Origin of the sequence: Oceanisphaera ostreae, assembly GCF_042676125.1 — a bacterium.
GTDB classification, from domain to species: Bacteria; Pseudomonadota; Gammaproteobacteria; order Enterobacterales; family Aeromonadaceae; genus Oceanimonas; species Oceanimonas ostreae.
Map to the genome: position 1 here is coordinate 1 of NZ_JBHTJS010000022.1, position 23,153 is coordinate 23,153.

The following is a 23,153-nucleotide window of genomic DNA, read 5'->3' on the forward strand; positions in this document are numbered from 1 at the left end:
AAAGAGTCATTTCACTCTGCTTTAGGGATTGGACTAAGTTGACTAATTAATTAGTGTGATTGGTATTAGACCGGTGTTCAAAAGGGTTATACCAATCAGGAAAACTAACTGATCAAATTTTTATGTCTTCTGTAGGTACTCTGTTGGGTGTCAAGGTCTCACGTTAGTTTTGTAGGTTGGTCTCTTTTAGGCCGTGCCACCATTATTGTGCGAATGAATTCGCCCCTACAAAAAACAAGGAGCCATCCTGATCGTAGGGTCGATTTCAATCGACCAAAAACCATAGCACGGCCTAAAGAGATCGAATATTCCTTGCCTAAATAAGGCGACCCTACGCTCGGGGTGGGTTGGTATTATGTGTTTGAGCGTCATAGGCGAGTGTGTTCCGCCGAGATGAACTATTTTAATCAGACCGAATATCCAGTGAATATTCGCAGTAAATTAAAATGGTGAATCTCATTAACCCTGGCAGCGTGTCGGTGGAGTAGGCCGTTTATCGGACCTTTATAGGAAGCAAAAAAAGACTACTTAATTAGTGCGATTGGTATAAGGTCGCCTGTATCGACATTATGTGCCAACAATGCTGATCTTGGTTGTGTCTAAGCGCATGTTTAACCGTCGGAGATTCATTATTTATGCGCTAAACCGACAGAAGCTTGTGGTTGAGGGGTTTAGCTGTTGCCTTGCAAGTAATTGCAATTGGTGTAATATCGAGCAAATGTATAAAAAACGCTCTATTTTGTTGGCGGATGTTTTACTTATTTTCTTGAAATATATCAAGAATAAAGGAGACCACCATGTTAGCGAGAAAGTGTCGATATGCGCTGCAAAGCGATGCTACTACTTATGCTGAAATTATAATTAAGCCCTGTTGTACTATTGAAATAGCGGTTCCTAAAAATGGTCAATGGATAAGAAGTAAGTTGGCGTTAATACATTTTACGCCAAACGAACAGTACGTTTTATTAGAATGTCACGCGAAAGATAATACTGGGTCGAAGTCTATTCAGTTAGATCTTTCTTATCGCGATGCTATTGAATTTTGCCAAATGATTGATGAAGTAAAAGAAGAGCATGATACTTTAATGACTGATTTATGTTATTAGTCTGAGTTTTTACATTACATGGGCCTGAACATGTCAGGCTCATTTTTAGCTGAAATTTAGTGAATGTCTGTATTTAATTACTGAGTGAGACAGGCAAAATATAACGCCAAGAACTAAGCTCAACTGCAAATCTAGATCCGAATATGCGCCAGAAAGGTGACTGATGACGTTGTCTACAGGTAACTCTAACACTCCAAGCTTAAGATAGATCAAAAATTTAGTGGGATTGGTATTAGGCTATTTTTAAAACTTTCTGTCATCCATAACGACTTTTAAACAAGCTACGCTGTGCCCAAGGCTGCCTTTTAGCATTGGTTTGATGTGAGAGCAGCTTGCATCCGCAAGTGGGCAGCGGGTGCGAAATACGCAGCCAGATGGCGGTTTGATGGGGGAGGGCTGTTCTCCCCTGAGCAACGGTTGTTGTTTGTTACGCTCAAATTCGGGATCGGGAGTGGGCACGGCGCTGATGAGGGCCTGGGTATAAGGGTGTTTGGGATTGGCGAATAATGATTGGCTTGTGCCTAACTCGACAGGCTTGCCCAAGTACATGACCAACACCTGATTGGAAATGTGCTTTACCACCGATAAGTCATGGGCGATAAAAATTAGGGCTAAGCCCATTGCTACTTGTAGCTCTTTGAGGAGATTAACCACTTGTGCTTGAATGGAAACATCGAGAGATGAAACCGGCTCGTCGCAGATAATCAATTTTGGCTCTAGGATCAGTGCGCGGGCGATGCCGATACGCTGGCACTGGCCGCCCGAAAATTCATGGGGATAGCGGTTGATAAGGTTAGGTAGTAAACCCACTCTGGCCATTATGGCACTGACTTTTTCTTTGCGCTCGGCCTTGCTCATGTTCGGATAAAAAGTGCGCAGTGGTTCGGCAATTATATCGCCAATCGTCATGCGCGGGTTGAGTGAGGCTAGCGGATCTTGAAAGATCATTTGTATGTCTTGGCGTATTTCGCGCAGAGCCTTAGGCCTGGCTTGGGTGAGATCTTGCCCCTGCCAGATCACATTGCCGGCATCGGCTGGTACAAGGCCGATAATGGCGCGAGCGAGGGTAGATTTACCACTGCCAGACTCGCCGACGATCCCTAAGGTTTCGCCGGCATTGAGGGTAAAACTAATGCCATCCACCGCTTTTAGTGTGGCGGGGGGGGTCCAGGGCCAGGCGTGTTTTTGTTTAATGCTGAAATGGACCTTGAGCCCGTTGACCGATAGCAGTGGTTGAGCTGAAGCGGGCTGTTTGTTTAGGATTTCACTCTTGCTCAAGGCTGTCTCCTTGCCAATGGCAGGCGCGATAGCGATCGGCTCCAAATGCGGTGAGTGGCGGTGCGGTGATGCGGCAGATGTTATGTACGTGTGGGCAGCGTTGCTGGAAAGGGCAGCCGGCGGGCAAGTGCAAGAGATTAGGTGGATTGCCGGAGATAGTGGCTAAGTATTCGTTTTGGCTATCAAGGCGAGGGATGGCGTTCAATAGCCCTTGGCTGTAAGGGTGAGTGGGACGATAAAAAATATCGTTAACCGAGCCGGCTTCCATGGTTCTGCCGGCATACATCACCAGTACCTGCTCACAGCTGCCCGCTACTACCGCTAAGTCATGAGTTATCAAGATAATCGCGGTACTAAACTCTTTTTTTAGTTCATTGATCAGGCTCATTATTTGTGCTTGCACGGTTACATCCAGCGCCGTCGTGGGCTCGTCGGCAATGAGCAGTTGCGGGCGGCATAACAGCGCCATGGCAATCATCACCCGCTGACGCATACCGCCAGATAATTCGTGGGCATACATATTCATGCGCTGTCGCGCTTCGGGGATCTGTACTGCGTTTAGCATTTGTACTGACTCTTCAAAAGCATCATGTTTGCTCATGCCTTTATGTAGAGTCAGCACTTCCATTAGTTGGTGGCCAATCTTCAGGTAGGGGTTAAGCGAGGTCATGGGATCTTGAAAGATCATGGCTATTTGTTTGGCGCGGATTTTATTGAATGCTTTTTCTGGCAAGCCAAGCAGTTGTAGATCGTTAAATAGAATGGATCCCTGAGTATGATTGTTTTTGGCCAGCAGCCCCATAATGGCAAAGGCGGTTTGGCTTTTCCCTGAACCAGACTCGCCTACTATGCCTAAGGTGTCGCCCGCCACTAGAGAAAAAGTCAGATCGTTCACCGCCACTAAATTACCATCCGGAGTCGTAAACTCGACTCGTAAGTCTTGTACATGTAATAGCGTCATTTAGCGATCTCCGCTAGCGATCTTTAGGATCGAGGGCGTCACGTAGACCGTCCCCTAAAAAGTTAAAACAAAACAGCGTGGCCACCATAAAACCGGCTGGGAATAATAGCTGCCATAAGGCAATTTCCATTGACTTAGAGCCTTCGTTTAACAGGGCGCCCCAGCTAGTCATCGGCTCTTGCACGCCTAGGCCTAAGAAGCTTAAAAACGATTCAAACAAGATCATGCCGGGTACCAACAAGGTGGCATAAACTGCCACTATGCCTAGTACGTTAGGCACTATGTGGCGGGTAACAATAGTCATGCTGCTGACGCCGCCCACTTTTGCGGCTTCGATAAATTCTTTATTTTTTAAACTTAAGGTTTGGCCGCGGACAATACGCGCCATATCCAGCCAGCTAACTGCACCAATGGCAAAGAAAATCAGCAGGATATTGCGGCCAAAAAATGTCACTAGCAGGATCACAAAAAACATAAATGGAAACGAGTAGAGGATTTCTAACAGTCGCATCATGATGCGGTCGGTACGCCCGCCAATAAAGCCAGACGTTGCACCATATAAAGTTCCGATAACCACCGCCACCAAGGCACCCATTAAGCCCACCATCAGCGAAATTCGCCCACCCACTAAGCTGCGCACAAATAAGTCTCGGCCCAGGGAGTCGGTGCCAAAGTAATGGCCGTTTTCTATGCTGGGGGCGGCCATCATGGCGCCCCAGTCGGTATCATCATAGGCATAGGATGAAAGGTAGGGGCCGAATAATACCAGCAGTGAGATCAAACCTAGGATTACTAGACTGGCAAGAGCCGCTCGATTGGCTAGAAATCGACGACGAGCATCCTGCCACAGCGAGCGGCCGGTTATGGAGAGCGAAGGATCATCCAGTTGCTTAGAAAATTGAGTAACGGCCTCACGTTTGGCTTTAATCACCACCATACTAGGCTCCTAATAGCGAATTTTAGGATCGATAACCGCATATAAAATATCGACCAAAGCGTTAAAGGTAATGGTGAGGGCGCCAATTAAAATCGTGAGTCCGAGCACCATGGAATAGTCCCGATTTAGGGCGCCATTTACAAACAACTGGCCAATACCGGGCAGGCCAAAGATGGTTTCGATGACCACCGAACCGGTAATAATGCCAACAAAGGCTGGGCCAAGATAAGACACCACCGGTAACATCGCGGGCCGCAGGGCATGATGCACAACAATGCTGCGTAGCGGCAGCCCCTTGGCACGGGCGGTACGAATAAAGTTGGCGTTCATGGTTTCAATCATCGAGCCGCGGGTAATGCGAGCAATAGTGGCAATGTAGTGCATCATCATGCCCATTACTGGCAGCACCAAGTAAGCGGCAGCACCGTCGTTCCAGCCGCCTGCGGGTAACCACTTTAAGGTGAGAGAGAATATCAGTACTAAAATAGGCGCTAGCACAAAACTGGGGATCACCACCCCGATCATGGCGGTGGACATGGTGAGGTAATCCAGCCAGCTGTTTTGTTTTAGCGCCGCGATAATACCCAGTAATACGCCGAAGAACACCGCTCCCAAAAAAGCATATAGACCGATTTCTGCGGATACGGGTAGCGCTTGAGCTACCAACTCATTTACCGAAAAATCTTTGTATTTAAAAGAAGGACCTAAGTCGCCCTGTAATAAATTACCTAGGTAGCTGAAGTACTGTTCGATCACCGGTTTATCTAAGCCGTATTTAGCTTCAATATTGGCCAGCACCTCGGGTGGCAAGCTGCGCTCGCTACTAAATGGATTGCCGGGAGCAAAGCGCATCATAAAAAAAGAAATGGTGATTAATACCAGCAGAGTCGGAATGGCTTCTAGCAGCCGTTTTATTATAAATATAATCATTGTTTATCCCTTTAGGCCAGAGCCATGAAAGGCATAAGCGACGGAGTGCAAGACGCTTATAGTGCGGTTTCTTATTGGCTTGATAGTACTAAGGCGATAATGATGGTCAGCAGCTGAGCTGCTTTTGAAAATCGGCCGGTGGCATACACCGACCGTTAGTTGCCGTTATTTTTCGGCCTTAAGATACATGTCTTTGGAGTAGAGATTATTAAGCGGGTTATTGGGGTAGCCGCCCAGTCGCTCTTGCACTAAACGTGCGGTTACATACTGATAAATAGGAGCAATGGGCATATCGGCGGCCAAAATCTGTTCGGCTTGGGTGTATTTGGCGTTGCGGGCAGCTGGATCTACAATAAAGCGAGTGGCCTTCATTAACTGATCGTACTGTAAGCTTGCGTATTTACCGTCGTTATTGCCATGGGTGCTTTGCTGTAAATCCAGCATGGAAGAAGCCTCGTTATAATCGGCAATCCACCCGGCACGGACTACATCAAAGTTGCCCTGAGTTTTGGTATCCAGATAGGTTTTCCACTCTTGGTTAACCAGCTCTGCCTGTGCGCCTAAGGTTTTCTTCCACATGGAGGCGATAGCGACCGCTACTTTTTTGTGGTTTTCGCTGGTGTTATATAGCAACTCGAATTTTAGCGGGTTTTGAGTATTGAAGCCGGCTTCGTTAAGCAGTGCGAGCGCCTTGGTATTACGCTCAGTTTGGGTCCAATTCGCCCACTCCAGTTTAGGTGGAGTAAAACCCTCGACGATCTCTGGCGTTAGGGTGTAACCGGGAAGTTGGCCTTGCCCCATCACAAGCTTGGCAATAATGTCACGGTCAATGGCATAAGACAGCGCCTTGCGCACTCGTACATCATCAAACGGTGGTTTTTGAGTGTTAAAAATATAGTAATAAGTACCCACGTAGCCGGTGATATGCACCGCCTCGGGATAGTCTTTATTCAGTCGTTTAAAATGCTCGATGGGCATTTCGTTGGTGAGATCTATTTCGCCAGCCAAGAAGCGGTTCATGGCGGCGTTTTGTGAGGTAATGGGTAAGTAATCTACTTTATCGATCACCGTGTGTTCGTTATCCCAATAGTGGGTATTACGCACCAGTTCGATTTTTTCGTTCACCCGCCAGCTGCTTAGCGTATAAGCGCCATTAGAGACTAAATTTCCGGGTTTGGTCCAGTTATCGCCGTGTTGTTCAATCGCTTGGCGATAAACCGGGTAGGTGGTGGTGTGAGACAGCATGGTGACGAAGTAGGGCACCGAATGCTCTAGCTGTATTTCTAACGTATGTGCATCTAACGCTTTAATACCTAAGGCCGCTGGTGTTTTATCCCCAGCCAGAATAGCTGAGGCATTGGCAATGGTCGGTGTTTCTAGATACCAAGCGTAAGGCGAAGCGGTATTAGGATCGATGGCCCGTTTAAAGCTGTATTCAAAATCGTGGGCGGTAACGGGCTCGCCGTTAGACCATTTAGCGTTGCTGCGTAGGTGAAAAACAAAACGTTTATTATCGTCGGTTTCCCAACGCTCGGCTACGCCGGGCACGGTTTCTCCGTTAGAACCAGAGGATACTAAGCCTTCAAACAAGTCACGTTGTATATTGGCGCCGGGCACGCCTTCTGTTTTATGCGGATCCAGCGTCGCCGGTTCAGCCCCGTTATCTTTAATCAAGTGTTGTTGTTTGGCCAAGGTGATGCCCGTCGGAACGGTTGCGGCCAAACTGGGCGCTGCTATTGCCAATAGCGATGCGGTGATTAGCGCAGAGGCTAACGCCGTTTTTTTCAATGTCATCTTGCTTACTCCTTTAAGCCCGTTAGCCCTAGCGCATCATGCGACTTGAGTTCGTGAGTACCATCAACTGAAATACATCTATATTAAGCTGTTAACACTGATAGCGACCATGATTAATATCGGTCAGTTCGGTATTAATATCAAAAACTTTAACGACAATATCGGTGGCCCCCATAGCAGCCACCCGCGAGCTGTGCATTGTTGCGTAGCGTTCGGCCAGTGCGTGTTCGCTAAATACATAAATACCGCCAGCTTTACCAGTGCGGATATTTTCAGTCCAAATTTTAGAAATAAAGCCCGGCTCTTCATTAATAGAATGCGCCAGTTGCAGTGCACCTTGAGTGAGTGCATCCCCCATCATGTGGGCAGGAAAGGTGAAATCGATTTGCAATACGACCGCCATATCTAGTTTTCCTTGTTCACGTATACAACGTAAAGGCGCTTGCAATGCAAGCGCCTTAAGATGATTGAGGTTAGCGAATACAGTCAATAAAGTAATGTGTTTGTCCGTTACGCTCTTCGGACACTAGGCCGTGAATATAGGTTTCAAAGCCCGAGAAGCGATTATTGAATTCACGGGCAAACTTAAGGTAGCTAATGATGGTGTCGTTAAACATCTCACCGGGGATCAACAGCGGAATGCCGGGTGGGTACGGGGCAACCATTACCGCGGTGGTACGGCCGGACAGCTCATCAATCGACACTCGCTCTATTTGCTTATGCGCCATTTTTGCAAAGGCATCGGCCGGCCTCATCGATGGGATCAAATCGGACAAATACATTTCGGTGGTCAGCTTGGCCACGTCGTTTTCTTTGTAAATTTGATGAATGTGATCGCACAGATCACGTAACCCCACGCGTTCGTAGCTGGGGTGGCTCTTAATAAACTTGGGCAGCACCTTCCACAACGGCACGTTGTGGTCGTAATCGTCTTTAAACTGCTGAAGCTCAGTCACCATACTGTTCCAACGGCCTTTGGTAATGCCAATAGTAAACATAATAAAGAACGAATAAAGACCGGTTTTTTCGATCACGATACCGTGTTCGGCTAAGTATTTAGTGACCACTACCGCCGGCATGCCAGTATCGGAAAAATTGCCTTCCACATTAAGGCCGGGGGTTAAAATAGTGGCTTTAATGGGATCTAGTAGATTAAAGCCGGGCTCTACATCACCAAAGCCATGCCAGCTTTCGCCTGCGTGCAACATCCACGCATCGCGATCATCTAAGCCGTGGTCTGTTAAGTCGTCCGGCCCCCACACTTTAAACCACCAGTCGCTGCCGTACTCATCACCGACTTTACGCATGGCACGTCTAAACTCTAGCGCTTCAGACAGCGACTCTTCTACCAAGGCGGTACCGCCCGGCGCTTCCATCATAGCGGCGGCCACATCGCACGAGGCAATAATTGCATACTGTGGGCTGGTAGAGGTGTGCATTAAGTAGGCTTCGTTGAACACGTCTCTATCTAAGCGATTATTGATACCATCCTGCACCAATATTTGTGACGCTTGAGATAAACCTGCCAGCATCTTGTGCGTAGATTGAGTCGAGAAGATCATCGATTTTTCACAGCGTGGTCGATTTTCGCCAATGGCGTGGTAGTCACCATAAAAGTCATGGAAGGCGGCGTGGGGCAGCCAAGCTTCATCAAAGTGCAGGGTTTCTATTTCGCCGTCGAGCAGATTTTTGATCTCTTCTACGTTATATAAAATGCCATCGTAGGTGGACTGAGTAATGGTCAACACCCGAGGCTTGAGCTCGGGATTTTTGGCTAATAGCTCACGGCAGAACGGATTGGCCAGCATTTTCTCGCGAATGCGGGCCGGCTCAAACTCACTACGCGGGATGGGGCCAATAATACCGTAATGGTTGCGGGTGGGCATTAAGAATACCGGTACCGCCCCCGTCATCATAATGGCGTGCAAAATCGACTTATGGCAGTTGCGGTCCACCACCACTATATCGCCGGGGGCCACGGTAGAATGCCAGACGATTTTGTTGGATGTGGAGGTACCGTTCGTCACAAAGTATAAATGGTCGGCGTTAAATATCCGTGCCGCATTACGCTCGCTCGCCGCAACTGGTCCGGTGTGGTCCAGCAGCTGACCCAGTTCGTCGACGGAGTTGCAGACATCGGCGCGCAGCATATTCTCACCAAAAAATTGATGAAACATTTGGCCAACGGGAGATTTTAAAAATGCCACGCCGCCAGAATGGCCAGGACAATGCCAAGAATAAGAACCGTCTTGGGCATAATGAGTTAATGCGCGAAAAAAGGGCGGTGCTAGTTTATCTAAGTAGCTTTTTGCTTCACGAATAATGTGGCGCGCCACAAAGTCTGGGGTGTCTTCATGCATATGAATAAAACCGTGCAGCTCGCGCAAAATAGCATTAGGAATGTGGCGCGCGGTCCGGGTTTCACCATACAAATAAATGGGAATGTCTGGGTTGCGATGGCGAATTTGTTCTACAAAACGGTGTAGTTGGGCTAGCACCGCTTGTGCTTCTTCTGGACTACCGGCCAGCTCTTCGTCGTCTATGGACAATACAAAGCCCGCGGCGCGGCTTTGCTGCTGCGCAAACGAGGTTAAATCACCGTAACTGGTATAACCCACCACATCCATACCGGACTTTTCTATTGCGGCGGCTAACTCACGAATACCTGAACCACTGGTGTTTTCGGTGCGAAAGTCTTCATCAATAATGATGATGGGAAAATAAAAGCGCATTGATATTCCTTGAGTGAGCAGCACCTAGGTGTGCTTTAAACGTTCCATAGCTGAGTCAGCTGATACCGCATTCTAGCAGAACTGTGACAATTGCTGCTAACAAAGCACACTGCCACTGCGTTGGCATCGAACGAGCCTTAAGCTGGACGTTCTTCTAACTAGTAGGCACTATTTGAAGTTACTTATTACCCAATGAGCCAGCCTAATGAATCGAATACTAAAAATTACTGCCTGCTTGCTTGGTGTCATATTACTAAGTAGTTGTGCAGCGTCACCACCGCGTAATCCAGAAAACATTTGTGCTATTTTTGAGGAGCACAAAAGTTGGCATAAATCTGCTGATAAAGCGCGTGAGAAGTGGGGCGCTCCGGTGCATGTGACCATGGCGATGATGTATCAGGAAAGTAGCTTTAAGCACGATGCTCAGCCGCCAATGCGTTACTTTTTGTTTATTCCTTATGGTCGAGCATCAGATGCTTATGGCTATGCGCAGGCAAAAAAAGCCACGTGGGCAGATTATCAGCGTGAAAGTGGTAATGGCTGGGCCAGTCGCAGTAATTTTGACGATGCCTTGGATTTTATGGGCTGGTATATGAGTAAGACCAGCAAAATAAATGGCGTCTCGAAGTGGGATGCTTATGGGCAATATTTAAATTATCACGATGGTTGGGGCGGTTATCGTCGAGGTACCCATAATCGTAAAGGCTGGTTATTAAAAACGTCACGCAAAGTAGAGGCCCGCGCCAAGCGCTACGCAGGCCAATATTGGCAGTGTAAAGATAAGCTAAACCGCGGCTGGTTTGGCTAACGAATTTAAAGGGAGTAAAGGGTTATGGGTGAAGGAGACGTGATAACACTAGAACGATAGAGAATGCACTGTCTCTGGAGGCTGAGTGTTTTCCCCTTCGCCCTTCACTCTTTACCCTTCACGAATTTTTGCAGCTTGCGCTAAATATTGCTTCATTTCTGCTTCGGGTACCATGCCACCGCCGGTGGCCCATACCAAATGGTGGGCATTGGCTAAGCGCTCAGGGGTAAGTCCTAGGCGCTTTAAATAGCTTGTATCATTAATCACACGCCAAGGCCCAGGCATGCCGGCTAGAGCTGAGGGTTCTAAATGAATCTGCTCCTGCTCGCTTAACAGCCCAAGCATCGCCAGCATGTCGTTATCACTCAGGGTATAAAAACCATCCAGCATAGGAGCCATAGTGCGGCCTACAAATCCGGATGCTCGGCCTACGGCTAAGCCATCGGCCGTGGTGATATTGTCAATTCCCAAGTCTTGAACCGAAATATTATCGTGTAAGCCTGTGTACACGCCCAGCAACATGCAAGGTGAGTGTGTTGGCTCGGCAAAGATACAATGTACCGCATCACCAAACGCCAGCTTTAAACCAAAGGCTACACCACCTGGGCCACCGCCGACTCCGCAAGGGAGATATACAAATAATGGGTGGTCTCGGTCAACTTTAATGCCTTGTTGTGTTAACTGTGTTTTTAATCGATCCCCGGCCACCGCATAACCCAAGAATAGTTGCACCGAGTTTTCGTCATCTACAAAGTGACAATTGGGATCTTGTTCGGCTTGGGCACGACCTTCGGCTACTGCTACCGAGTAATCGCTTTGGTATTCCACTACGGTGACGCCTTGCGCGCGCAGTAAGTCTTTTTTCCATTGTCGGGCATCGGCCGACATGTGCACGCTGGTATTAAAACCAAGCTTTGCCCCTATCATACCAATCGATAAACCTAGGTTGCCGGTTGAGCCTACCGCAATGCTATATTGACTGAAAAAATCTCTAAATACGTCGCTGTGCAGTCGCGAATAATCATCAGAGAGCTGCAGTAACCCCGCTTTTAACGCCAGTTTTTCGGCGTGCTGCAATACTTCATAAATGCCACCGCGGGCCTTAATAGAGCCGGAGATAGGCAGGAAATTGTCGAGCTTTATCAATAACTGACCACTCAGCGGCTGCTGAAATTGAGTGGCTAGTGCCTGTTGCATGGCAGAAATCGCCTGCAGAGGAGATTCTAGTAAGCCGTTGCTGGCGATGGTTTCGGGGAAGGCCGCACAAAAATAGCTGGCGAAACGGTCTAGGCGCAGACATGCGTCAGTAACGTCATCAGCGGTGAGTCCCACTGCTGGCAATGCTTGCTCGGTGGTTTGGCGTTCAGGGTTAAACCAAGTGACGGAGTTAAGGGCCATCAGTTCATTAAGTAGGGGGTTAGCAAGGCAGAGCTCGCTAATGGCTTGTTTACTATAGTGAGGTTGAGAATGCATGCGTTGGATACCTAATAATGAGCTGAACACCAACACAGTATATCAGGCCAACGATTAAAGCCTAAGGCAAAAAAAGTGGGGAGGAGCTAAGCTCACTCCCCACTGGTTAGTCTATTTGCCACTGTTTACTGTGTCTCAGTAGCTCGCTGACGGTTTAGGGTTTTGTGTTCAGCCCTTGTTTAGCAAAATATTCCTTGGTTAAGCGAAATACGACCGGGCTTAACAAGGCCAGCGCAATCAGGTTAGGAATCGCCATCAGGGCGTTGAGAGTGTCGGCCAGCAGCCAGATAAACTCCAGCGACTGAGTTGCACCAATTGGCAATGCTAGTACCCAAGCAATACGAAATGGCACTATGGCTTTAATGCCAAACAAAAACTGCACGCACTTCTCACCATAAAAGCTCCAGCCTAATATAGTGGTAAAAGCAAATACCGCTAAGGCGAGGGAGACCACATATTCACCACCAGGAACCGATGTTGAAAAGGCGAGAGCGGTCAGTGATGCACCCGTTTCACCACTGGTCCAACTGCCGGTAACAACGATAGCCAAGCCGGTAATTGAACACACTATGATGGTGTCGATAAAGGTACCCAGCATGGCAATCAAGCCTTGACGCACAGGGCTGTCAGTTTTGGCCGCAGCATGAGCGATAGGGGCACTACCAAGACCTGCTTCGTTCGAAAACACCCCTCGCGCCACACCAAAACGAATGGCCATCCACACTGCTGCTCCAGCAAAGCCACCTTGAGCGGCAACAGGCGTAAAGGCGTGTTCAAAGATGGTGCCAAAAGCTGCCGGCAACGCTGGGGCGTTCATCGCTAATACCACGATACCCGCCACAAAATAGGCGACGGTCATCAAGGGCACTAACTTACCTGCCACCTCTGAAATCCAGCGAATTCCACCTATCAGTACCAAGCCGACCAACACCATCATTACCAAGCCGGTGATGGTATGTGATACGCCAAAAGAGGTATTTAATACATCCGCAACCGAGTTGGCTTGTACCGTATTACCGATACCAAAGCCGGCAATACCACCAAACAAGGCAAACGCGACCCCCAGCCAAGCCCATTTCGGACCTAAGCCATTTTTGATGTAGTACATGGGGCCACCTACGTGGTTACCCTTTTGGTCGGTTTCGCGAAAATTAACCGCACAGACTGCTTCGGCATACTTAGTGGCCATACCCACTAAGGCAGTCATCCACATCCAGAACAACGCACCCGGTCCGCCTAAGAAAATGGCGGTGGCAACACCGGCAATATTACCCGTGCCGATAGTGGCCGCTAGTGATGTCATTAAGGCATTGAAAGGAGATATTTCGCCTTTTCCAGCTGCTGTTTTAGTAAACAATAATTTGAAGCCAGTGCCCAGTTTACGAATAGGCATAAATACTAAACCGAGTTGCAGGTAGAGCCCGACGCCCAAAATACCCAGCAACATAGGTACACCCCAAACAACTCCATTAATGGAGGTTAACGCATTAGTAAGCCATTCCATCAGCCGTACTCCAGTGTAATAGTGTTGAATATTGAAAATAACAAGTATTTTACAGTACTAGCCTAGCCGATTTATTCAAAAGATAACAATAGAATTATGGTTCAGATGGAACTTTAAAGAAATGTTGCAAGGTGTTGCGTAGTTGTGATAGTGCAGCTTTTTGTCCGAGCAGTTTTTGCTGTTTTGCCACCAAGGACGGGATGGCCCCAGGTATTACTAAGGCGCTTAACAGTTGCTGCTGGCTCGCGGATAAAGGCCGCAGCGGGGCGTGGTTGGCAATAAAGCGAGATAGCGCCGGTTGATCGCTGATAAGGTCTCGATGATAAAAAGCGAAGTCATGGGCTATCAGGTTATCTTGCTGCGGTGAAGAGTTAGGTAGCGCTAAGCTCAGCGTTTGATGAATAGGGTTTAATGCTTCTGGCCATATACCTTGACGATAAGCTTGCAGATTGGCACTAAACTGCCCTTGCCAGCATGGCAAGATTTTTTGTGCTTGAGCTGAGCAGGGCCATAGCATCATGATGCTATGCAGGCCGCTCACACCGTCGCGACTTTGGCCAAGGCGGACCGCTTTAAAGCTGTTATTTTGCCAAAAATTCAACAGTGAGGTACTGGCGCCAAAGCTGGTACCGATAAAGTCGCAGTCAACTTGTTGAGGCAAATGTTGCTGTAGCCAGCTTAATAGCAAACTGCCGATGCCTTGCTGCTGGATATGAGGATGCACCACAATGCGCATCACTCGGTAATAGGTATACTGAGTGGCTTGTGCCAACCCGCCATGAAACGCCAGCGATTGTGGTAATAAGTGACCGCGAGGGCGTCGCTGGCCGCGCCAAACACCTTGGCTGAGCGCTGTGGATAATGGGCCTTCTCGCGTGAGCAGAGCAACGGCGACTGGCACTTTATCCTGGAAAGTAGCGGCCAACAGCAGGTCGGGGGCATCCAGTAAATGACGAAGACCGCTGGGGCGCGTTTGATAGTGTGCCAATGTCAGTAAGCCAAACAGCTGCTGCAATAACGGTTCATTATTGAGTAAGGCCGCACGGGTTACCCAGCGGTAGCTCAGTGGGTTGCTAACCATACGCTCTGTATCAGCTAGCTCACTATTAGCAGACGTAGCGAAAGGAGGAGCAAGCGGCTCGGCGTTAAATGCTAAGAGCCTAAACACTAGCGGCTCCAGGGGATCGTTAGGGCTCCAGCGCGCGGGAATATTTAGGTGCACCTTGCGCCAACCTGGCGATAAATCATCCAGTTGAGGCTGAAATTTAAGTTGAAAGCCCAGCCCGGTGCCTTCATAGCCGTGTTCGGTACTGGCAAAGATGCAGCAATAACGTTCGGCTAAGGTAAGCAACATCGGCACCGGAATGGCGGCGGCTTCATCAATTAGCAAAATATCGGCATAGGGTTGCTCGGCCAGTAAAGCATCGGGAGCTATAAATTGCAGTTTGCTGGCGCAATGTTGCAGCGCCTGTGCCGGCGCTTTGTGGTTAGGGGCGGTCAGTAGCACCTTCAAGCCCGCTTGTAGTAAATGGTGTGCGGCCAATCCTAGTAGGCTCGACTTTCCGCGACCTCGATCTGCCGTTAATACCATAGGTATGCGGGCGCGGGCGCAACGCAGCATGCACGCAAGTGCGTGACGCTGCTGTGTGTTTAAGCAGCCTTGGCGATCTCGTTGTTGCAGCCAGCATTGTGCAGACGGCGCAGGCAGTAAGGGGAATGGCGTATGTTGTTGCCAAACTATAACGGCATCGTCTTGTTGCAACTGCTGTACAAATCGCTGCAAAAAAGGGCTATTAAGATCTTTTGCTTGTTCAGCTTGGGCCACATAACGTGCTAAGTCGGGGTCGGCATAGTCAGGCCACTCCGCTAGCGGTGGGCATAACAACAACATCAGGCCACCGGCAACTAAAGTACCTGTCGCCGCACCAAAGGCATCGGGGTGCAGTCCGCTAAAGGCATTAAATATGAGGCTATCATATTCTTGTCCCAAGGCAGTTTGAAATTTATTAATGGGTAAACAAGCATGATTAGTGCTTGCTTGACCAAGCCATAGCTGGCGCGAGGAAGTGTTGTGGATTAGTCGTATTGCTTGAGCGATGGCCCACGATTCACTACCCGCAAGTACTATCATGCGGCGTTCGCCGCTATGGTGCAATTGCTGGCGCCAAGTGTGCCATTCAGTCAAAAAGGCGGCTGCCATTCTCATCAATCATACGCTTGGCTTTGGCCACCATAAGAGTGGCTGCTAGCTCTGCAGAGGGAAGTAAATCACAGCGGATCAAGCGATATTCTTGTAGTTCGCCAGTATTAAGTTGGGTGATACGGCCATGCAAACGATATTGCCCGTTTTCTATCAAGGGTTCGGGATGAATTGCGAACCCTTGATAGGTTTCTTCTGCGAATTGAGCAGGTTTAACGGTGGTAGGCTGACCTAAACGCTTTAGCCAATTAAACATGATGATTACCTAATGGGGAAAGCCGTCAGCCATAAGCCGTCAGTTAAAAGAGATGGTGTTTATCTTTAACTTATGACGCACGGAGTAAAACGTACCGCTTACCGAACATGGTGTGTTGGTTTTTAGCTGACAGCTTAAAGCTGACGGCTTACTAGTTGCCGAAGGCGCTATTTTCTTACGCTGAATATCACGTCTTCGGCCAAGTTAACGGCACCGGTGCGTTTGGTTAGCTCTTTTATTTCATCCATATTAGAAATAACAATCGGCGTTAGGGTAGATTTAGCTTTTGCTTCAAGTAATGCCAAGTCAAATTCAATAATAGTGTCGCCGGTTTTTACCTGTTGGCCTTCTGCGGCAATGCGGGTAAAACCTTCACCTTTTAGCTCGACGGTGTCGATACCAAAATGCACAAATATCTCGATGCCCGAGTCGGACTCGATAGAGAATGCATGATTGGTTTCAAAAATTTTGCCGATAGTGCCGTTACATGGGGCGACAATTTTATTGCCGCTGGGCTTAATGGCGATGCCATCACCGACTATTCTTTCGGCAAAGACCACATCGGGCACGTCCTCAATGGCGACCAACTCCCCTGATAGCGGGGCAAAAATGTCAATGCTAATGGTGTCTGTTGAGTCGTCAGATACCATTTTCTTCAGTTTATCGAACAAACCCATAATAGCTGCTCCTAGCATTATTTAATGATAATGATAACAGCGCCGAGCACCCAGCGCCAAGCTTACCCACAGCCCAAAGTTAGAGTTGTGAGGATTAAGATGTGAGAGGAAAAGAATAAGCGCTGTGAAATGTAGTGCGGGAGTGAATGGGCAGGCTTGTTAAAGCTTGCCCACTTTTACTTAGGCTTGTAGCTCTTGTTCGGTAAAAATACCTTGGAATAAGGCGGTGCTTAAATAGCGCTCACCTGAACTTGGCAAGATCACCACAATTGTTTTGCCTGCAAATTCAGGTAATTCAGCTAAACGGTTCGCGGCAACCACCGCAGCTCCAGAGCTAATACCCGCCAAAATACCTTCTTCTTTCATTAAGCGGCGCGCCATTTCAATGGCATCTTCACTGGTTACTTGCTCGACACGGTCAATTAAAGACAAATCCAAGTTCTGCGGAATAAAGCCGGCACCTATGCCTTGAATTTTATGTGGGCCGGGTGTTAATGGCTCACCGGCCAGTGCCTGAGTAATCACCGGAGACTCAACGGGCTCAACCGCAACCGTAGTAATGGCTTTCCCCTTGGTATTTTTAATATAGCGCGATACACCTGTTAAGGTGCCGCCAGTGCCAACACCCGCCACAAACACATCAATGTCACCGTCGGTATCATCCCATAACTCAGGGCCGGTGGTTTTTTCATGAATCTCTGGGTTAGCTGGGTTATTAAATTGCTGTAGTAATACAAATTTTTCGGGGGCGACTTCTTTTAGCTCCATGGCTTTTTCGATGGCACCTTTCATGCCTTTAGCACCTTCAGTAAGCACTATCTTGGCACCCAACGCTTTTAGCAGCTGACGGCGCTCTATGCTCATAGTGTTAGGCATGGTTAGTGTAATCGGATAGCCGCGCGACGCCGCTACAAATGCTAGTGCAATGCCGGTGTTGCCACTTGTCGGTTCAATGAGCTCTTTACCTGCAACCAGTTCGCCACGTTTTTCAGCATCCCAGATCATGTTGGCACCAATGCGGCATTTTACGCTGAAGCTGGGGTTGCGGCTTTCTACTTTCGCTAATACGCGGCCTTTACTCACCCGGTTTAATTTCACCAAAGGCGTATGCCCAATGGTGAGGGTGTTGTCTTCAAATATTTTGCTCATCGTGATTCTTCCTTGTTAGTGCCATCATCGTTGATATGTAACCAGCTTACCCATTTTGCTTAAAATGAGAAATGACGAATTGTTATAACCATATGTTATTAAATGATAAAATGATATTCCATTATGAATCGATCACTGCGAGTGGAAATAATGGTGTATTAGAGGGAAGTTTGCTACTAAGGCTATAGTAAGCAGGGTATTCTTTAATATTATGGGAAGAGCGAGAGCTAAGCCAAACCAAGGCGAGATTCAAGGGATGAGGCGGACATTACGATGATGGACAGGAAATGGATAAAAAAATGTCGAGCCGTTAGCGGGCTGTGGCTAGTACTTTACTTAAGTATTGGTAGTGCGCTGGCCAGTAGTTGGCAGGATGAGCCTGCGGCTCGCCAACAGCTGCATCAGCTTGGGCTGGAATTGGCGTTAGCTGATGTACACCCCAGGCTAACCGAGTGGTGGCAACAGGCCGTGGCCACAGAAAGTGCCTCGGATGCAGCCGACGATCGTCTGCTGCTGGGTTTACAAAGTTTTTGGCGCTATTGGGCCACTCTTTCTTTTAATGATAGACAGTATTTGCGTACGCAAAAAGCAGACTTGTCACTGGTTGCCGCTGACCAAGATAATTTGCGACTGGCCGGACAATTAAAGCGTCGCTGGCAACTCGTGCAGGGGCTTACGCCTAATTTCGCTAATTATTTACAGTTACAGCAACAGTTAACCTATTTAATCGAACAGCGTGACTTTGCTTGGCCAGGATTGCGCACCGCAACTGTTCGCCCAGGTGAAAGGCTAGCGGTTGTTGAGCCTATTAGAGAGCGGCTGCGGCTGCTGGGTGATATGCCCAAGTTGATGGAAGTAGATACGGCCTTGGTACCCGACGTGGACACAGTACCAGAATTGGATATTGAACTAGACAGCACCGGGGTGCCAGAAGGTGTAGCGCTGAGTGAAGAGGCCTTTAGTGCGTCCAATGCGACGAGCGCGTCGGTTAGCAGTTTGCTGCGTGGCAATATCGGTAATGCTGCTGTTAACAGTACGTCGCTCACCAGTGAGTTTAGCGACCCGCAATTGTACGATGCCAAGTTGGAAGAAGGTGTGCGCCGTTTTCAACAGCGCCACGGACTCACAGTCGATGGAGTTATAGGCCCGCAAACTTATGCTTGGTTAGATACGTCGCCGCTAACCCGCGCGCAATTGCTGATGCGCAGCATGATGAGAACCTTGATTAGCGACGAGCTATCCTCTTCTTATCTATTGGTAAATATTCCTGAATACCATATGCGATTGTATCAAAATCAGGTAATGGTGCTGGAAAGTAATGTAATCGTGGGGCGAGATACACGTAAAACCCCCGTCATGGCCAATAAAATTACCAATGTAGTGTTCAACCCGCCGTGGAACGTGCCGCGCTCGATTCTCAACAAAGACATAGTGCCCAAATTATATCGAGACCCGGGCTACATAGAGCGTCAAGGGTTTGAGGTGCTCGATGGGGAAGGCGTAGTCCCCCGATTTATCTGGCAGAGACGGCTGGAAGAAGGGGGCGGCTTTCCCTACCGCTTACGTCAGCGCCCCGGCCGCGGTAGCGCGCTGGGGGCCTATAAGTTTCACTTGCCCAACAGCGATGCCATCTATTTGCATGATACTCCGTCTCGTGGGCTATTTGGCCGAGACAGCCGAGACTTAAGTTCGGGCTGTGTACGAGTAGAAGGCGCCGAACAGCTGGCCAACTGGCTGTTACAGGATCAGCTGGGTAGCAGCCGATTGGCAGCATTGAAAACCAGCGGTAAAACCCGCTGGATCAAGGTGGCAAAGCCATTACCGCTTTTTATGGTGTATTGGTCGGGATGGTTAGGGGCGGATGGAGTGCCGCATTATCGTAATGATATTTATAAATTTGATCGGGGCTTAAAGAACCCCTTTGCTGCGGGTTAGGCTACAGCGCTAAGCTAAAGTACACCGCTTGCCACTGAACTCTGATTACCATACCGGACTTGCTCCGGTATTTTTTGTGTTTTTTAAACTGATCTGCTGTTGAGTGTCAGTATGGTGGCGAGAGGGTTATTTTAAAATACAGTCGCATCAACCGTTTGGCGCCTAATATCAGTTGATGTGGTGTTTACGCGCAAAATCGCGTTGGTTTTTTAACCTGTTATAGGGTATTTTCTATGCGGATTAGTACGGTGCATCTTATCTTATTCGTCGAAAGCTGATAGTTAAAAAAATGCCAGTTATGGATGATGGCAGCTTTTACTTTTCCCTTTTAACGTCGAGTTGTGACTCGGGTCTGCTGACCTTTCACCACCGAGTTTTTGTTTGGCAGGTGCACCTGTGTAGTATTTAAAATAATGAGTTTGTAACTATGTTTAATTTTGCAAGAGAAAAACAACACGCACAACTGCTTGATATACAACAAGACACTATGCAGCAACAAGGTGTGAGTCGTCGTCGATTTTTAATGGGGGCGGGTGGGTTAGGTGTGGCTGCTATGCTGCCGCTATCCGCGCAGGCGAGTCTATCGGCTCCGGTGCGCAAACTTAGCTTGCATAATCTGCATACTGGCGAGCAAGTTACTGCTAACTTTTGGGAAGAAGGACGCTACCTGAAAGAAGGGTTGAATACCTTTAATCATGTGATGCGCGATTTTCGTCAAAACGAAGAGCACGACATCGATCCCAAGCTGTTCGATCAATTGTTTTTGTTACAGCATCGACTAGGCAAAGCCGGTGAGATTCAAATTATTTCCGGCTATCGCTCGCCAACCACTAACGCCATGCTGCGCCGTAAAAGCAGTGGTGTAGCCAAAAAAAGCTATCACATGAAAGGGCAGGCCATAGACTTGCGCCTGCCCAATGTTCCGCTATCACAGCTGCGCAAAGCGGCACTAGATTTAAAAGTAGGCGGCGTAGGTTATTACCCTAGCTCCAACTTTGTTCACCTGGATACCGGGCCAGTACGCAGCTGGGTATAATGGTCAACCCATAAGGCCGTGGCTCCACAAACGGCCACTGGCATGATTAACAGGTTGATCACCGGCAGGCTTGAACACAGTGCTATGGTGGCTCCAAACCCCCAGTTAAGTGAGCGTTTTTCTGCTAAAGAGCGTCGCATAAGGTTGAAATCTACTTTGTGGTTATCGAAAGGATAATCACAGTATTGTATGGCCATCATCCAAGCGCTAAAGGCAAACCACATTAGCGGTGCTAGTGTTTGGCCCAACACGGGCACTAAAAATAGCAGTAAACACCCTAGTGCCCGTGGCAAGTAATACCACATTTTGTGGACTTCACGGGCCAGCATCCTAGGCGTGTCTTTTATCAGGTCAAGCCAACCGGCATCGGGCAATGGGGCGCCGGTAAGTTTTAGTTCTACCCGTTCGGCCAACAAGCCGTTAAACGGCGCAGCAATAAAATTGGCAACGCTGGTAAATATAAGCGAGAACACCACGGCGATAGAAATAATGGCCAACGGCCACAGTATATAACTTAGCCATTGTAAGTAGCTGGGGATGGCGCCTTCAAACCAAGCGAATAGCTGGTCTAGCTGTAAATAAAACCAATAAAAAGCCCCCCCGAACAAAAATAAATTAACGGCTAGCGGAATAAGTACAAAAAGTCGTAAGTCGCGCTCTAAAATTAGCGATAAACCCCGAAGTAAATAATGTGGGCCACTGGCCGTATGGTAAGAGGCTGACATAAAAGAGGTCCTTGATAAAAAATAATATTTTAAAGAGCAAGTGCTAGGCTGCCAAGCCTGTAGTTGCCAAAAAATGAGTTATTGAATGTAGCAGCGAAGCCATCTGTCGTAGCCTCGGTAAATTAGGTTGGTAACTAGAGACTGCTCGTTTTTACTACTAAACTCCACACTTGACCGCAATAACGGTGACTATCGTAGATAAAAATACACAAAATGACGATTTTTCTCCTATCCTCGCCTATATGACTCTTGTCAAACTCTGATGGTAAACATACCCTTGTAATTGTCTTCGATAACATTCCGGCTCAAGTCATGTTATTTCTACTTGCGTCGGCGACACGGCTTAACACTTAAGCAAAAATTTAGAGAAACGATAATGCAGGATTTGCGAATTATCTTGATCATTCTGGGTGCGGTGGCGATTGCTGCTTTGCTGATCCACGGTTTGTGGACGAGCCAGAAAGGGCGTCAGAAACCCATACGAGAAAAGCCCATTGAAACATTTGCCAATAAGAAGGCAGATAGTACAGAAACAGACACGGACGGCTTTGATCGCGATGGCATTGGTCAGGTACGGGTAGCGGGTAGCGGCCATCAGGCGGCTTCTTTGGTTGATGAAACTGAAATAGCTGATGATTGGCACGATACTCCGCACTTTTCGGCTATTAATGATGATGACGATGAGCCTAGCTTAAGTTTGCCGCCACGGTTATCTAGCAGTGCGTTTTCAGCCGTTGAAGAAACCCGTGCCGACATTGAAATGGGTCAGTCGCCGGCAGAGCAGCGTGAGGCCCCCAAGACGAGTCAGCTAGCGGCAAAAACAGATGCTAAAAGTGAAACCCAGGCCGAACAACGGATGCGTCGCTATCAAGAAGGCGAAATAGACCCGCTGTTTGATGAGCCACATCGCGATCACAGTGAAACAGATCTTGCTAGTACGTCCATTGATGGCAGCCGCGAACGTATTGAGCCTGAACTGAGCGAACCCGAATTGAGCGAGCAGAGTGTGCCTGAGCCAGAGCCCGCTCTTACTCCTGATACCCCGGAGCCGGTTCGACCACTGCGTGAAGTGCCTAAAACGTGGCAAGATGTGTATGTGATCAACTTGGTCGCTCAGCCTAATCAGCAGTTAAAGGGGCACGATCTTATTCGGGCGCTCACGCAAGCTGATTTTAGTTTTGGCGATATGGATATTTTTCATCGCCACCAAGGCGCGAATGCACAAGGTGAGCCACTGTTTAGCTTAATCAATATGGTTAAGCCTGGCACATTCAACCCCAATGCCATGGCAGAGTTTAGCTCGCCAGGGGTGTCTATTTTCATGCAGCTGCCAAAGCCTGGCATGGCAAAAAACCAATTTAATTTAATGGTACAAGCCGCAGAAAACATGTCAGAAACGTTGGATGGTCTCTTGCTGGATGCCGAGCGTCGACCACTTAGCCCCGATTACTTGGCACATTGTCGAGAGCAGTTGCGAGACTTCGACAGCCAGGCCCAGTAACGTTTACGGTTAAATTGAAATGCGGCCTAATGGCCGCATTTTTTGTTTGTAATACCAAAATGGGTGAAGCGTAAAGAGTGAAGGGTTCAACGTAGCATCGATCATCAAGCTAGACGTGCGGTACGTTTTAAGCCGTCAGCTAAAGACTGGC

The 23,153-nt window shown here is 48.3% G+C and carries 19 protein-coding genes; 5 read left to right on the plus strand and 14 right to left on the minus strand.

The window, feature by feature from the left end:
* Window positions 1-797 precede the first annotated feature (797 nt).
* A complete protein-coding gene (locus ACFQ1C_RS06015) occupies window positions 798-1,106 on the plus strand; it encodes a hypothetical protein (protein WP_379557699.1) in 309 nt (102 codons plus the stop codon).
* Window positions 1,107-1,349: 243 nt separating this feature from the next.
* On the opposite strand, the gene oppF is transcribed toward ACFQ1C_RS06015, so the two are convergent.
* From oppF to ACFQ1C_RS06050, 7 genes are all read right to left on the minus strand, one after another.
* Window positions 1,350-2,384 (minus strand): murein tripeptide/oligopeptide ABC transporter ATP binding protein OppF, encoded by a 1,035-nt coding sequence (gene oppF, locus ACFQ1C_RS06020; protein ID WP_379557700.1) that lies wholly within the window; start codon window positions 2,382-2,384, stop codon window positions 1,350-1,352.
* The gene (gene oppD / locus ACFQ1C_RS06025) at window positions 2,371-3,345 is read right to left on the minus strand and encodes an oligopeptide ABC transporter ATP-binding protein OppD (protein ID WP_379557701.1); all 975 of its coding nucleotides are present in this window, start codon (window positions 3,343-3,345) and stop codon (window positions 2,371-2,373) included. The genes oppF and oppD overlap by 14 nt, the downstream gene beginning before the upstream one ends.
* A 13-nt stretch (window positions 3,346-3,358) precedes the next feature.
* The gene (gene oppC, locus ACFQ1C_RS06030; protein WP_379557702.1) at window positions 3,359-4,282 is read right to left on the minus strand and encodes an oligopeptide ABC transporter permease OppC; all 924 of its coding nucleotides are present in this window, start codon (window positions 4,280-4,282) and stop codon (window positions 3,359-3,361) included.
* A 9-nt stretch (window positions 4,283-4,291) separates the two neighbouring features.
* Window positions 4,292-5,212, minus strand: a complete 921-nt coding sequence (gene oppB, locus ACFQ1C_RS06035) for an oligopeptide ABC transporter permease OppB (RefSeq protein ID WP_379557703.1) — start codon at window positions 5,210-5,212, stop codon at window positions 4,292-4,294.
* 165 nt (window positions 5,213-5,377) lie between these two features.
* Complete coding sequence (locus tag ACFQ1C_RS06040) at window positions 5,378-7,006, minus strand: ABC transporter substrate-binding protein (protein WP_379557704.1); 1,629 nt, start codon at window positions 7,004-7,006, stop codon at window positions 5,378-5,380.
* A gap of 91 nt (window positions 7,007-7,097) precedes the next feature.
* Window positions 7,098-7,409, minus strand: a complete 312-nt coding sequence (locus tag ACFQ1C_RS06045; protein ID WP_379557705.1) for a monooxygenase — start codon at window positions 7,407-7,409, stop codon at window positions 7,098-7,100.
* Between the two features lie 70 nt (window positions 7,410-7,479).
* Window positions 7,480-9,738, minus strand: coding sequence for an Orn/Lys/Arg family decarboxylase (locus ACFQ1C_RS06050; protein ID WP_379557706.1), 2,259 nt, complete (start codon window positions 9,736-9,738; stop codon window positions 7,480-7,482).
* 205 nt (window positions 9,739-9,943) lie between these two features.
* On the opposite strand from ACFQ1C_RS06050, the gene ACFQ1C_RS06055 reads away from it, so the two are divergent.
* The gene (locus tag ACFQ1C_RS06055; RefSeq protein ID WP_379557707.1) at window positions 9,944-10,546 is read left to right on the plus strand and encodes a transglycosylase SLT domain-containing protein; all 603 of its coding nucleotides are present in this window, start codon (window positions 9,944-9,946) and stop codon (window positions 10,544-10,546) included.
* A 111-nt stretch (window positions 10,547-10,657) separates the two neighbouring features.
* Here the strand turns inward: ACFQ1C_RS06055 and ACFQ1C_RS06060 are convergent, their stop codons facing one another.
* From ACFQ1C_RS06060 to cysK, 6 genes are all read right to left on the minus strand, one after another.
* A complete protein-coding gene (locus tag ACFQ1C_RS06060; RefSeq protein ID WP_379557708.1) occupies window positions 10,658-12,019 on the minus strand; it encodes a D-serine ammonia-lyase in 1,362 nt (453 codons plus the stop codon).
* A gap of 154 nt (window positions 12,020-12,173) precedes the next feature.
* Window positions 12,174-13,523, minus strand: coding sequence for an alanine/glycine:cation symporter family protein (locus tag ACFQ1C_RS06065; protein WP_379557709.1), 1,350 nt, complete (start codon window positions 13,521-13,523; stop codon window positions 12,174-12,176).
* A gap of 94 nt (window positions 13,524-13,617) precedes the next feature.
* Window positions 13,618-15,723: a tRNA(Met) cytidine acetyltransferase TmcA gene (locus ACFQ1C_RS06070; RefSeq protein WP_379557710.1), complete on the minus strand. Its 2,106-nt coding sequence runs from the start codon at window positions 15,721-15,723 to the stop codon at window positions 13,618-13,620.
* Window positions 15,701-15,979 carry an HlyU family transcriptional regulator gene (locus ACFQ1C_RS06075; protein ID WP_379557711.1) on the minus strand — a complete coding sequence of 93 codons (279 nt, stop codon included), beginning with the start codon at window positions 15,977-15,979 and terminating at the stop codon, window positions 15,701-15,703. Before ACFQ1C_RS06075 ends, ACFQ1C_RS06070 begins: the two co-directional genes overlap by 23 nt.
* Before the next feature lie 167 nt (window positions 15,980-16,146).
* Window positions 16,147-16,656: a PTS glucose transporter subunit IIA gene (gene crr, locus ACFQ1C_RS06080; RefSeq protein WP_379557712.1), complete on the minus strand. Its 510-nt coding sequence runs from the start codon at window positions 16,654-16,656 to the stop codon at window positions 16,147-16,149.
* A gap of 180 nt (window positions 16,657-16,836) precedes the next feature.
* Complete coding sequence (gene cysK, locus ACFQ1C_RS06085; RefSeq protein WP_379557713.1) at window positions 16,837-17,805, minus strand: cysteine synthase A; 969 nt, start codon at window positions 17,803-17,805, stop codon at window positions 16,837-16,839.
* 273 nt (window positions 17,806-18,078) lie between these two features.
* On the opposite strand from cysK, the gene ACFQ1C_RS06090 reads away from it, so the two are divergent.
* Both ACFQ1C_RS06090 and ACFQ1C_RS06095 read left to right on the plus strand, forming a co-directional pair.
* A complete protein-coding gene (locus tag ACFQ1C_RS06090; RefSeq protein ID WP_379557714.1) occupies window positions 18,079-19,740 on the plus strand; it encodes a L,D-transpeptidase family protein in 1,662 nt (553 codons plus the stop codon).
* A 487-nt stretch (window positions 19,741-20,227) separates the two neighbouring features.
* The gene (locus ACFQ1C_RS06095) at window positions 20,228-20,776 is read left to right on the plus strand and encodes a DUF882 domain-containing protein (RefSeq protein ID WP_379557720.1); all 549 of its coding nucleotides are present in this window, start codon (window positions 20,228-20,230) and stop codon (window positions 20,774-20,776) included.
* On the opposite strand, the gene cysZ is transcribed toward ACFQ1C_RS06095, so the two are convergent.
* On the minus strand, window positions 20,740-21,501 hold the full coding sequence (cysZ, locus tag ACFQ1C_RS06100; protein ID WP_379557715.1) for a sulfate transporter CysZ: 762 nt from the start codon (window positions 21,499-21,501) through the stop codon (window positions 20,740-20,742). The genes ACFQ1C_RS06095 and cysZ overlap by 37 nt on opposite strands.
* Before the next feature lie 376 nt (window positions 21,502-21,877).
* On the opposite strand from cysZ, the gene zipA reads away from it, so the two are divergent.
* Window positions 21,878-23,002, plus strand: coding sequence for a cell division protein ZipA (zipA, locus tag ACFQ1C_RS06105; protein WP_379557716.1), 1,125 nt, complete (start codon window positions 21,878-21,880; stop codon window positions 23,000-23,002).
* Window positions 23,003-23,153: the final 151 nt, after the last annotated feature.

Excerpts from the sequence above, each read along its gene's own strand:
- ACFQ1C_RS06015 (WP_379557699.1), top strand. The coding sequence starts at position 798 with ATGTTAGCGAGAAAGTGTCGATATGCGCTGCAAAGCGATGCTACTACT.
- oppD (WP_379557701.1), bottom strand. The coding sequence starts at position 3,345 with ATGACGCTATTACATGTACAAGACTTACGAGTCGAGTTTACGACTCCG.
- oppC (WP_379557702.1), bottom strand. The coding sequence starts at position 4,282 with ATGGTGGTGATTAAAGCCAAACGTGAGGCCGTTACTCAATTTTCTAAG.
- oppB (WP_379557703.1), bottom strand. The coding sequence starts at position 5,212 with ATGATTATATTTATAATAAAACGGCTGCTAGAAGCCATTCCGACTCTG.
- ACFQ1C_RS06040 (WP_379557704.1), bottom strand. The coding sequence starts at position 7,006 with ATGACATTGAAAAAAACGGCGTTAGCCTCTGCGCTAATCACCGCATCG.
- ACFQ1C_RS06045 (WP_379557705.1), bottom strand. The coding sequence starts at position 7,409 with ATGGCGGTCGTATTGCAAATCGATTTCACCTTTCCTGCCCACATGATG.
- ACFQ1C_RS06050 (WP_379557706.1), bottom strand. The coding sequence starts at position 9,738 with ATGCGCTTTTATTTTCCCATCATCATTATTGATGAAGACTTTCGCACC.
- ACFQ1C_RS06055 (WP_379557707.1), top strand. The coding sequence starts at position 9,944 with ATGAATCGAATACTAAAAATTACTGCCTGCTTGCTTGGTGTCATATTA.
- ACFQ1C_RS06060 (WP_379557708.1), bottom strand. The coding sequence starts at position 12,019 with ATGCATTCTCAACCTCACTATAGTAAACAAGCCATTAGCGAGCTCTGC.
- ACFQ1C_RS06065 (WP_379557709.1), bottom strand. The coding sequence starts at position 13,523 with ATGGAATGGCTTACTAATGCGTTAACCTCCATTAATGGAGTTGTTTGG.
- ACFQ1C_RS06070 (WP_379557710.1), bottom strand. The coding sequence starts at position 15,723 with ATGGCAGCCGCCTTTTTGACTGAATGGCACACTTGGCGCCAGCAATTG.
- ACFQ1C_RS06075 (WP_379557711.1), bottom strand. The coding sequence starts at position 15,979 with ATGTTTAATTGGCTAAAGCGTTTAGGTCAGCCTACCACCGTTAAACCT.
- crr (WP_379557712.1), bottom strand. The coding sequence starts at position 16,656 with ATGGGTTTGTTCGATAAACTGAAGAAAATGGTATCTGACGACTCAACA.
- cysK (WP_379557713.1), bottom strand. The coding sequence starts at position 17,805 with ATGAGCAAAATATTTGAAGACAACACCCTCACCATTGGGCATACGCCT.
- ACFQ1C_RS06090 (WP_379557714.1), top strand. The coding sequence starts at position 18,079 with ATGATGGACAGGAAATGGATAAAAAAATGTCGAGCCGTTAGCGGGCTG.
- ACFQ1C_RS06095 (WP_379557720.1), top strand. The coding sequence starts at position 20,228 with ATGCAGCAACAAGGTGTGAGTCGTCGTCGATTTTTAATGGGGGCGGGT.
- cysZ (WP_379557715.1), bottom strand. The coding sequence starts at position 21,501 with ATGTCAGCCTCTTACCATACGGCCAGTGGCCCACATTATTTACTTCGG.
- zipA (WP_379557716.1), top strand. The coding sequence starts at position 21,878 with ATGCAGGATTTGCGAATTATCTTGATCATTCTGGGTGCGGTGGCGATT.